11 protein-coding genes are annotated in these 11635 nt (G+C 31.8%); 7 read left to right on the forward strand and 4 right to left on the reverse strand.

All coding sequences use genetic code 11. The features are described 5' to 3' along the window. Positions 1-2 precede the first annotated feature (2 nt). The 3 genes from ITB9_RS12475 (at position 3) to ITB9_RS12485 (ending at position 1809) form a co-directional block, all read left to right on the forward strand. Positions 3-386, forward strand: a complete 384-nt coding sequence (locus tag ITB9_RS12475) for a TraR/DksA C4-type zinc finger protein (RefSeq protein WP_028291600.1) — start codon at positions 3-5, stop codon at positions 384-386. 105 nt (positions 387-491) lie between these two features. Beyond that, on the forward strand, positions 492-1115 hold the full coding sequence (locus ITB9_RS12480) for a hypothetical protein (protein WP_054852493.1): 624 nt from the start codon (positions 492-494) through the stop codon (positions 1113-1115). Between the two features lie 67 nt (positions 1116-1182). Continuing rightward, positions 1183-1809: a lipoprotein signal peptidase gene (locus ITB9_RS12485; RefSeq protein ID WP_054852494.1), complete on the forward strand. Its 627-nt coding sequence runs from the start codon at positions 1183-1185 to the stop codon at positions 1807-1809. Here the strand turns inward: ITB9_RS12485 and ITB9_RS12490 are convergent. From ITB9_RS12490 to ITB9_RS12505, 4 genes are read right to left on the reverse strand one after another with little or no spacing between them, the layout of a single operon-like run. Continuing rightward, the gene (locus tag ITB9_RS12490; protein WP_054852495.1) at positions 1806-2369 is read right to left on the reverse strand and encodes a 5-formyltetrahydrofolate cyclo-ligase; all 564 of its coding nucleotides are present in this window, start codon (positions 2367-2369) and stop codon (positions 1806-1808) included. The two genes, ITB9_RS12485 and ITB9_RS12490, sit on opposite strands and share 4 nt — an antisense overlap. Before the next feature lie 6 nt (positions 2370-2375). Further along, positions 2376-3344: a succinylglutamate desuccinylase/aspartoacylase family protein gene (locus ITB9_RS12495; protein WP_054852496.1), complete on the reverse strand. Its 969-nt coding sequence runs from the start codon at positions 3342-3344 to the stop codon at positions 2376-2378. A 2-nt stretch (positions 3345-3346) separates the two neighbouring features. After that, a complete protein-coding gene (gene rimK / locus ITB9_RS12500) occupies positions 3347-4225 on the reverse strand; it encodes a 30S ribosomal protein S6--L-glutamate ligase (RefSeq protein ID WP_028291605.1) in 879 nt (292 codons plus the stop codon). A 2-nt stretch (positions 4226-4227) separates the two neighbouring features. After that, on the reverse strand, positions 4228-4650 hold the full coding sequence (locus ITB9_RS12505; protein ID WP_054852497.1) for a RimK/LysX family protein: 423 nt from the start codon (positions 4648-4650) through the stop codon (positions 4228-4230). A 148-nt stretch (positions 4651-4798) separates the two neighbouring features. Between ITB9_RS12505 and uvrC the strand changes: the two genes are divergently transcribed. From uvrC to hppD, 4 genes are all read left to right on the forward strand, one after another. Beyond that, entirely contained in the window at positions 4799-6592 is a 1794-nt protein-coding gene (gene uvrC, locus ITB9_RS12510) for an excinuclease ABC subunit UvrC (RefSeq protein ID WP_028291607.1), read from the forward strand. Further along, the gene (locus ITB9_RS12515; protein WP_054852498.1) at positions 6589-8832 is read left to right on the forward strand and encodes a patatin-like phospholipase family protein; all 2244 of its coding nucleotides are present in this window, start codon (positions 6589-6591) and stop codon (positions 8830-8832) included. The genes uvrC and ITB9_RS12515 overlap by 4 nt, the downstream gene beginning before the upstream one ends. Positions 8833-9168: 336 nt before the next feature. Beyond that, on the forward strand, positions 9169-10326 hold the full coding sequence (locus ITB9_RS12520) for a homogentisate 1,2-dioxygenase (RefSeq protein WP_054852499.1): 1158 nt from the start codon (positions 9169-9171) through the stop codon (positions 10324-10326). 86 nt (positions 10327-10412) lie between these two features. Beyond that, the gene (hppD, locus tag ITB9_RS12525) at positions 10413-11576 is read left to right on the forward strand and encodes a 4-hydroxyphenylpyruvate dioxygenase (RefSeq protein ID WP_028291610.1); all 1164 of its coding nucleotides are present in this window, start codon (positions 10413-10415) and stop codon (positions 11574-11576) included. Positions 11577-11635 lie beyond the last annotated feature (59 nt).

Raw genomic sequence — 11635 nt, forward strand, 5'->3', positions numbered from 1 at the left:
TTATGGCAACAGATATAAACGAAAGATATTCTGATAAAGAATTAGCAGAATTTAAAACGCTAATTCAAGATAAAATTGAAAAAGCTAAGCACGATTTAGAGTTAATTAAAAGTGCCTATGTTAACGACCATAATAATGGTACAGATGATACATCACCAACGTTTAAAGCGTTTGATGAAGGTAGTGAGACAATGAGTAAAGAGTCAAACTCAGCTTTAGCAATCAGACAAGAAAAGTTTATACGTGATTTAAAAAATGCCTTAATTAGAATTGAAAACAAAACCTACGGTATTTGTCGTGTAACAGGTAAACTTATAAACCCAAAACGTTTAGAGTTAGTACCACATGCAACGTTAAGTATAGAAGCCAAAAACATGCAAAAATAAGGTTGCATAACAGTCATAATAATGCTTTATAATAAGGCAATCACTAAACAAAACGCTTCAAATTAATTTGAAGCGTTTTGTGTTTATAATAAATACAAGATTTTTTTGAAACTTAAAATAACACTATCACTTTTATTGTTTACTAGTTTTTTATATGCTCAAATAAGCAAAGAAAAAACATGGGAAGCTACAGCAGTTAAAACGGTGAATATTTCTGCTGAAGGTGTATTTAAAATTAATGTCAAAAATAGTTCTTCTAAAACCTTAAGCTTAAAAGCTAGAATAGAAGGTGAAAACGCACAGCATTTAGTGATTTTGGACAGTATTTCATCTGAAACTTTGTTTATAAATTCAGCTTATCAACCATTGTTTAAAAATAATAACGATAAGTTAAGTGCGCATAAAGTTTTGTCTGTTGAGTATGATCTTTCAGTGCCAAAACATATGATTTTGGATGTTAAAAGTGATATAGCATCTGTACATGTTGTAGGAGAATACAATTATGTGTTTGTAGAGTCTAATCAAGGTGAATGCAGTCTAAAACAATTTTTAGGTAATGCAACTATTAATACTATTGACGGTAATATTACAGTTCAGACCAATAATGCTGAGGTTACAGCGTTTAGTAAAACTGGAGTTGTGCAATTAAATCAATTTAAATACGGAAAGTTTAATATTAACTGCCATTCTATTAATGGAAACATCCATGTCTCCAAAATCAAAAATTAAGTCTATTTTTGTCATGTTAACTAGCTAACTTTTACAACACTTAATAAGTTTAAGTGTCCTATTATTTATGAATTTAAAAAAAGCCTCTCTTTTAATTATTTCAATTTTGCTTATTGATCAGATAAGTAAAATATACGTTAAAACTCACTTTGTTTTAGGTGAAGATTATGCAGTGTTTAACTGGTTTAAAATATATTTTATTGAAAATAGTGGTATGGCTTGGGGTACTAAACTTAGCGATATTCTTCCTTTTATTTCAGATCGTACAGCTAAATTATGTTTGACAGTTTTTAGGGTGTTTGCTATAGTTGGCATTGGTTATTGGTTGGTTAACACAATTAAAAAAGAACAATCAAAAACGTTAGTTTTAGCCCTAGTATTTATTTTTTCAGGTGCCTTAGGTAATATATTAGATTCTATATTTTATGGAGTTTTATTTGATGATAGTTTGTCTCAAGTCGCTAGTTTTTTACCACCTGAAGGTTATGACAGTCTACTGCATGGTAAAGTTGTAGATATGTTATATCTGCCTTTATGGAAAGGTTACCTTCCAGAATGGATACCGGTAATTGGAGGAGATTACTTTACGTTTTTTGAACCTGTTTTTAATATCGCAGATGTAGCTATAAGTATAGGTTTTGGGATATTAATATTTTTTAATGGTAAGGCGTTTCCTAAAAAAGAAGACGCTTAAAATGTATAAACCTGTTTTGGTGTGACACACATATCTAATGGGATGTCGTCTTCAAAAGCATCTTCAATGGTTGTTTCTGCTTCAAAAAAAGACAAACCTATTTTTAAGGTTTCCGGTTTGCATTTAGCTAGAAAATTATCGTAAAATCCTTTTCCGTATCCAACTCGATTTCCTTTTAAATCAAATGCTAACAACGGAATAAAAACAACTTCAATTTTAGAATCTGCAATTTCAATTCCATCGACTGGTTCTGGTATGTTATAAGCGTTAAGTTTAAGTGTTGTGTTATCTGTTAATAAAAAATTATCCAGAGTATTAGTTTTAAAATCACTTTTAGAAATGACAATGTTTTTATCTTTTCCAGATAAGATGTTTAGTATAAAATCGGTGTTAATTTCCTGCTGTGTTTCAATGGTTAAAAACAAGTGGTAAAAACTATGATTCCAAATGGGTAAGCCTATTAATTGGTTAGCAATAGCCATGCTAAAATCATCAATTTGATCTGTAGTTAATTGGCTTCTTAAAGCTTTATAATGTGGTCTTAATTTAGCTTTTTTCATTGTTATTTATGTTAAAACTTCTGTAGACACATGAAACAAAGCATCACCTTGATATACAATTGGAGCTTGATTGATGTTAATGACATAACCAGCATGTTTTGATTTGACAAAATGATTAAACTTACCATAAGGATCTGTAATATTGCCAATATCGTCACCAACATTAACTTCCACACCTAATTTAACGGTTGCTTTAAACATTCCAGAATGCTTAGCTCTAAGCCAAGAACTATCAGTGATTTTTACACATTCTTTTTTAGGTTCTGACACTTTAAATTGACGACGCAACATACCAAAGTGGTTTAGTATGCGTTTTGCGCCATTAACACCTGTGTTAGTTACAGTATTATCTAAATAAAACGATTTTCCACCTTCATAAAGTAAAATAGGTTTGCCTAATTTATTGCAGGCATTTCTAAAAGATTTATTTAGATTTTTCGAGTACAATATAAATGGTGCTCCAAAAATTTCAGCCATTATATCATCATCTTCGTTGCCTTGTTCAATTCGTATTTGTGGTGCATTAAAACGTAAAGCTCCACCAGTATGAAAATCAACTATAAAATCTACATGTGGTATAACTTCATTAATTAATTCGTAAGCAACACGACTAGCTAAAGATCCGTTTTTATGTCCTGGAAACACACGATTTAAATCGCGTCCATCAGGAAAAGCACGTTCCATGTTTATAAAACCAAATATATTTAGAACTGGTATGCAAATAGTGGTTCCAATTTTGGGTTTATTAATGCCTTTAGATATTAATTGACGGACAATTTCTGTTCCGTTAATTTCATCACCATGGATACCAGCAGTAAACAATACTGTAGGTCCTGGTTTTTTTGAGCGTTCAATAATTATAGGTACATCTACAGGTGTCCTTGTATGTAATTTGGCAACGTTAAAACTAACTTCTGCACTTTGTCCAGGTTTGATAGTTTCACCTAAAATTTCTAAAACGTCGTTATTATTCATATTTAATACTTGTAATTTCTTTCTATATAAGTCATAATGCTTTTGGCAATGTTTTTTCCGGTAGCATTCTCAATTCCTTCTAATCCAGGACTAGAGTTTACTTCTAATAATAAAGGACCTCTTTCAGATTGTAACATATCCACACCGCAAACAGGAAGTTTTAAGGCTTTTGAAGCTTTTTGAGCAACTAACAATTCTGCTTCGCTTAATTTAATAATTTCAGCATTTCCACCACGATGTAAGTTGGATCTAAATTCTCCTTCTTTACCTTGGCGTTTCATTGCGCCAACAACGTTTCCGTCAACAACTAAAGCACGTAAATCCGCACCTTTAGCTTCGGCAATAAATTCTTGAACAATTACTCTAGCCTCAAGACCATTAAAGGCTTCTAAAACAGATTCGGCAGCATTTTTAGATTCTGCTAAAACAACACCTAGACCTTGTGTTCCTTCAAGTAATTTTATAATAACAGGGACACCTCCAACATGTTCAATAACTTCCTCAACATCTCTGGAATAATTAGTAAATACCGTTTTTGGCATTCCTATTCCAGCTTTACTAAGACGTTGTAAGCTTTTTAGTTTGTCTCTTGATCGTAAAATGGCGTCAGAAGATGCAGTGGTAAAGACATTCATCATTTCAAATTGTCTAACAACAGCACAGCCATAAAATGTAACTGAAGCTCCAATGCGTGGTATAATGGCATCAACGTAATCTAAATATCGATCTTTGTAGTAAATAGAAGGTTTTTCTTTTTCAATAATAATATCACATTTTAAAGGATCTATTATTTCAATTTTATGACCTCTTTTTTCGCCTTCTTCTACTAAGCGATCTGTAGAGTATAAATTAGCATTTCTGGATAAAATTACAATGTTCATTGTTAGTTATTATGGTTAAAGGATTGGTTTAGTATGTCTACATCGACTAGAAATTTACGTTTTAAAAATTGTCTTCCAATTAAAACCGGAAATCTCATATCGTCTCTTGTGCTTAAAGTTAAGTTAATCTTGAATGTTTTACCAAAAAATACAACATCAGTTTTTATTTTGTATCGGTTTTCTACAAAACCATTGCTACTTTTTACATCTGTAAAAGTATAGTCCTTAAAAACTTTGGTTTTGCTATTAAAATTTGGGTGGCCTTTACTGTAAAAAGTACAGTGCAAACCATCGTCTTTTACAGCTACTTTTGAGCAGTGTATGGCAGAGGTGTACGCACCAGTGTCTATTTTACAATCTACTTCAAATAAATCTAATTTTGGGAAGTCGATTTTGTCCGTTCTACCTAGTGTTTTTTTAGTCATTTTTTAGGTTTAAAAAGAGATGCAAGGTAATGAATAAGTCAATATTATAATTTTATTTTTAGGTTAAAATTTATGGTAAAAAGGGATAGTTGTTTTTAAATAATTACCTTTGGTTAACTTTAAATTACACTAGATTTTTAATGTTATAATGAGCCAAACACCACTTGATATACAACTAAAAACTTTACCAGATTCTCCTGGTGTTTATCAATACTTTGATGCTGAAGGCACTATAATATACGTAGGAAAAGCTAAAAACCTAAAAAAACGTGTAAGTTCTTATTTTACTAAAAATCATGATAACGGAAAAACTAGAGTCTTAGTTAAGCGTATTGCTAGTATGAAGCACATTGTTGTCAAGACAGAAACAGATGCTTTGTTGCTAGAAAACAACTTAATAAAAAAACATAAGCCAAGATATAATGTCTTATTAAAAGACGATAAAAGTTACCCATGGATTTGTATTAAAAAAGAACGTTTTCCAAGAGTCTTCCAAACTAGAAGATATATAAAAGATGGAAGCGAATATTTTGGACCATATACTAGTGTGAAAACCGTTTATACTTTATTGGATTTAATACGTGGTTTATACCAGCTTAGAACCTGTAATTTTGACTTATCACAAAGCAAAATAGAATCAGGTAAATATAAGGTTTGTTTAGAGTATCATTTAGGAAACTGTGAAGGTCCATGTGAAGATTACCAAACAGAGGCGTCTTATGACGAAAACATTAAAGCTATTAGAGAACTATTAAAAGGAAACTTTAAAGACTCTTTAGGGCAATTTAGGTTGCAAATGAAACAGTTTGCTGAAAATTTAGAATTTGAGGAAGCACAGCGAATAAAAGAAAAAATTGAAGTTTTAGAGAACTATCAAGCAAAATCTACAATAGTTAATCCTAAAATTAGTAATGTAGATGTGTTTTCTATTGTCAGTGATGCTGGTCATGGATACATTAATTTTTTGCAACTTTCTTATGGCTCAATAATAAGATCTCATACTCTAGAAATTAAAAAGAAGTTAGATGAAACAGACAAAGAGCTTCTAGAATTAGCGATAATAGAAATAAGAGCGCGATTCAACTCTAACTCAAAAGAAATATTTGTGCCTTTTAAAGTTAATATTGGAGAAGATATTAAAGTAACAGTCCCTCAGTTAGGAGATAAAAAGCATATTTTAGATTTATCCATAAGAAACGCTAAATATTACAGACTTGAGCGTTTTAAACAAGTAAAAATAACAGATCCAGATAGACATGCCAATCGTATAATGGCACAAATGAAACAAGATTTACGTTTAAGTGAAGAGCCTAGACATATTGAGTGTTTTGATAATTCAAACATTCAAGGTACCAATCCAGTTGCAGCTTGTGTTGTGTTTAAAAACGGTAAGCCAAGTAAAAAAGACTATCGTCATTTTAATATAAAAACAGTTGAAGGTCCAGATGATTTTGCATCTATGGAAGAAGTCGTTTTTAGACGTTATAAAAGATTACTTGAAGAAAATCAACCCTTACCACAATTAATCATTATTGATGGAGGTAAAGGGCAATTGTCTTCTGCGTTAAAAAGTTTAGATGCATTAGACTTAAGAGGTAAAATAGCTATTATAGGTATTGCCAAAAGACTAGAAGAATTATTTTATCCAGAGGATCCAATTCCTTTATATTTAGATAAAAAATCCGAGACACTTAAAATCGTTCAGCAATTACGTAATGAAGCCCATAGATTTGGTATAGAGCATCATCGTAACAGGCGAAGTAAACAAGCGTTAAATACAGAAATGGAAACCATTCCTGGAATTGGAGAAAAAACAATTGTACAATTATTAAAAGTATTTAAATCCGCAAAACGTATTTCAAATGCTAAAATTGACGAGTTAGAAGATGTTGTTGGAGTGTCCAAAGCTTCTAAAATTTATAACTATTATCATAAAGAATGAAACATTACCTAATAATTCTTATAATCTGTTTTACTGTAGTAAATACCGTTACTGCACAGCAAAAAATGGATAGCATACCAGAAAACCCAAAAGTTGGGTTGGTTTTAAGTGGTGGTGGAGCCAAAGGTTTTGCACACATAGGTGTGCTAAAAGTTATAGATAGTCTGGATATCAAAGTAGATTATGTTGCAGGTACAAGTATGGGAGCAATCATTGGGTCTTTATACGCTTCGGGCTATTCAGGAAAGCAATTAGATTCGATTTTTAAAACAGTTAATTTTGACGATCTTATTAGCGATAATATACCAAGGTCAGCAAAATCAACCTATGAAAGAGAAATTTCAGAGCGCTATGCAATAACGCTCCCTTTTGATCATTTAAAAGTAAAACTTCCATCTGCATTGTCTAAAGGTCAAAACATATTTAACTTATTAACTAAGTTAATGTTGCATGTGAGTGACCAAAATGATTTTTCTAAATTACCCATCCCTTTTTTCTGTATTGCAACAAACGTAGAAACAGGTCAACAAATAATTTTAGACGAAGGTAATTTACCACAAGCAGTTAGGGCAAGCGGAACCTTTCCTTCGTTGTTTAAGCCAGTAGAAATTGATGAGGATTTATTAATAGATGGAGGAGTAGTAAATAATTATCCATTAAAAGAATTAAAAGAAAAAGGCGTAGATGTAATTATTGGTGTAGATGTCCAAGATGGATTAGCTAATCGTACAGATCTGTCTTCGGCACCTCAAATTTTATTTCAAATAAATAATTTTAGAACCATCAATGATATGAAAAAAAAGTCTAAAAAGACTGATATTTATATCAAACCAGATATCACTAAATTTACAGTTGTATCCTTTGATGATGGTCGTCAAATTATAGAAAATGGTCTTAAAGCAGCAATGCAGAATATTGAAGACTTAAAGCAATTACAATCTAAGCAACATACTAAGCCATCTAAAAAACATGTAGCAAACACACCAGATAGTTTACAAATAAATTATATAGAAACACATGGTATGGAAAGGTACACAAGATCCTATATTTTAGGTAAGCTTAAAATCAGACCATACAGTAAAATAGCATATAAAGATTTATTTGAAGGCACAAATAATATTGTTGGTACTAATAATTTTGACAGCTTTTTTTACGAGCTTAAACCAGAACAAGGCAATGCTTATAAGTTAGTCACAAAAGTTACCGAAACTAAAAAAACAACATTTTTAAAGCTAGGATTGCATTATGATGATCTATACAAAAGTGCCATTTTAGCAAACATCACAAAAAACAGATTTTTACTAAAAAACGATGTCGCTTCCTTAGATTTAATTATTGGTGACCATGTAAGATATAATTTTGATTATTTTATCGATAAAGGTATTTATTGGAGTGTCGGTTTAAAATCAAGGTATAACGAGTTTAATCAAGGTGTTGTTGCAGACGCTTTTTTAACACCTACTGAAAGTTTATCGTCAGGATTAAACAAAATAGATGCTGAGCTCTCAGATTTTAACACCCAATTTTATGTGCAAACCCTGTTTCGTAATGACTTAGCATTATCATTAGGTGTTGAGCATAAAAAGTTAAAAGTAACAACAGAAACCATTCTATCCTCAGATAATCAAACCGAAACCGTTTTTGAAAACAGTAATTACGTCAGTCTATTCGGAGCCTTAAAGTTTGATACCTATGACAGTAAGTACTTTCCAACCAACGGGATGTTTTTCTCTGCAGAAGGAAACTATTATCTGTATTCAACAGATTTTTCAAGCTCATTCTCTCCTTTTACAATCCTAAAGGCAGAGCTAGGTTACGCTTTCAAAGCAACAGATAAATTGTCTCTAAATATCACCACAGACGGAGGGTTTAAAATAAACCCAAAAGCCAACCAATTTTTAGATTTTGTTTTAGGAGGATACGGAAATAATTTCATCAATAATTTTAAACCATTTTATGGCTATGATTTTTTAAGTATATCAGCAGATTCATATTTAAAATCAAGGATAGATTTAGATTATCATTTCCTGCCAAAAAACCACTTGATATTTTCGGCAAATTTTGCAAACGTTGAAGATAGGATGTTTGATTCAACAGATTGGTTTTCGTTACCAGATTATTCAGGATTTGCTTTAGGTTATTCATTAGAGTCTTTTCTTGGTCCAATCGAGGCTAAATACTCATACTCACCAGATACCAAACAAAGTTATTGGTTTTTTAATTTAGGGTATTGGTTTTAATTGGGCGTTTTACCTGTAATACTTTTAGGGTATTACAGGTAATCAGGTTATCCATTATATCTTTTTTTGCCTTATATGGAAGCAAAAAAAGGATGCCATTACTACCCTTAACGCAGGGCAAGACGCATAGACAGGTAAACAAAGTTAAAACCTTTTCTATACTCGTAAAATTTTACGATATTTGTTAGATTATGAAGACAATTTGGAGCGATTTATTATCTCATTTAAAATTCTTGATTAAGCGTAATCCAGAATGATCTATCTTCCTTGTTAAGCATTTAGTAAAGCGTCACAAAATTCTTAGACGTTATTTTTTCAATTTAAAAATTCAAAAAAATGCCATTTTATCATAAACTAGGAAACATTCCACCAAAAAGACACACACAATTCAGAAAACCAGACGGTTCACTGTATGCAGAGCAGTTATTTGGTACCATAGGTTTTGACGGTATGTCTACAAACTCATACCATGAGCATAGACCAACACAAGTTAAAGCCATAAAAAAGCAATACAGTGTAGCACCAAAAATTGCTAAAAAAAATCATATACAATCCTATCGTTTAAAAGGGTTTCAAGTAAAACCAGAAAACGATTATTTAGAGTCGCGTAAAACTGTATTAATAAATAGCGATTGTAGTATTATTTTGGCAGCACCAAAACAATCAACAAAAGATTATTTTTATAAAAACACAGATGCAGACGAGCTTATTTTTGTTCATAAAGGGACAGGTAAGTTACGTACACATTTAGGTAATTTAGACTTCAAATATGGAGACTATTTATTAGTCCCAAGAGGTGTCATTTATAAAATGGATTTTGACACAGAAGACAATAGGTTGTTTATTGTCGAGTCTAAAAGACCAATTTACACGCCTAAGCGTTATCGCAATTGGTTTGGTCAATTGCTAGAGCACTCTCCATTTTGCGAGCGTGATTTAAGACAACCACAAGAGCTAGAGACACACAATCAAAAAGGAGACTTTTTAATAAAAGTCAAAAAGCAAGATGATATTTTTGAAATGGTGTATGCAACGCATCCTTTTGATGTTGTTGGTTATGATGGATATAATTATCCTTATGCATTTTCAATACATGATTTTGAGCCTATAACAGGTCGTATTCACCAACCACCACCAGTGCATCAAACTTTTGAAACAGATGCCTTTGTTGTATGTAGTTTTGTGCCAAGGTTATATGACTATCATCCAGACAGTATTCCAGCGCCTTACAATCACAGCAATATAGATAGTGATGAGGTTTTATATTATGTAGACGGAGATTTTATGTCACGTAACGATATTGACGCAGGTCACATATCCTTGCATCCTGCAGGAATACCTCATGGTCCACATCCAGGAGCAACAGAGCGTAGTATAGGTAAAGTTAAAACAGACGAGTTAGCAGTAATGGTTGATACGTTTAAACCATTAATGGTTACTGAGGAGGCTTTGAAAATTGCAGATGAAGATTACTTTAAATCTTGGTTAGAGTAAGGCTTTTATTTCCACGAAAGTGGTAAACTATTTATTATTAAAAACAAAATTAACCACAACAGTGGTTGTCAAAATATATACTTATTATGAGTAAAAAAGAAATTGAATCAGTAAACTACGGTTTAGAAAAAATATTTGAAGGTGCACAAGATTTTTTACCACTTTTAGGGACCGATTATGTCGAGTTTTATGTTGGTAATGCAAAACAAGCAGCTCACTTTTATAAAACAGCTTTTGGGTTTCAGTCACATGCCTACAAAGGTCTTGAAACAGGATCTACAGATCAGGTAAGCTATGTCTTAACTCAGGATAAAATTAAGTTAATGCTTACAACGCCTTTAAATAGTAAGTCACCAATAAACGACCATATTGTAAAACATGGTGATGGTGTCAAAGTTGTAGCGTTATGGGTTGAAGATGCAAGAAAAGCATATGAAGAAACAACCTCAAGAGGAGCAAAATCTTATATGGAACCAACTGTAGAGTCTGACGAGCATGGTGAGGTTGTAAGAGCAGGAATCTATACTTATGGAGAAACGGTACACATGTTTGTAGAGCGTAAAAATTATAAAGGTGCTTTTTTACCAGGATTTCAAAAATGGGAATCAGATTATAATCCACCAACTGCAGGTTTAAAATACATTGATCATATGGTTGGTAACGTTGGCTGGAACCAAATGGATGTTTGGGTAAAATGGTACGAAGATGTTATGGGATTTGAAAACTTTTTGTCATTTGATGATAAGCAAATACATACTGAATATTCAGCTTTAATGAGTAAAGTAATGTCCAACGGAAACGGACGAATTAAATTTCCAATTAATGAACCAGCTGAAGGTAAAAAACGTTCTCAAATTGAAGAGTATTTAGATTTTTATGAAGGTGCAGGAGTACAGCATATTGCTGTTGCTACAGATGATATATTAAAAACAGTGTCTCAATTAAGAGCAAACGGAGTTGAATTTTTATCTACACCTCCAGACGAGTATTATACGTCTGTACCTGGTAGGCTAGAAGAGTTTAGTCATGAGTTAAAAGAAGATATCGAAAAACTGAAAAGTTTAGGTATTATGATTGATGCTGATGAAGAAGGATATTTACTTCAAATTTTCACAAAACCAGTTGAAGATAGACCAACTTTATTTTTTGAGATAATACAACGTATGGGAGCACGTGGTTTTGGTGCAGGTAACTTTAAAGCATTGTTTGAATCTATTGAAAGAGAACAAGCTAAAAGAGGTACGCTTTAAGGAATTCATAATTTAATAACAAAAAAAAAATATATATATATATATATTATTATATTATT

Origin of the sequence: Olleya sp. ITB9 (assembly GCF_001315805.1) — a bacterium.
In the GTDB taxonomy this organism is placed as follows: domain Bacteria; phylum Bacteroidota; class Bacteroidia; order Flavobacteriales; family Flavobacteriaceae; genus Olleya; species Olleya sediminilitoris.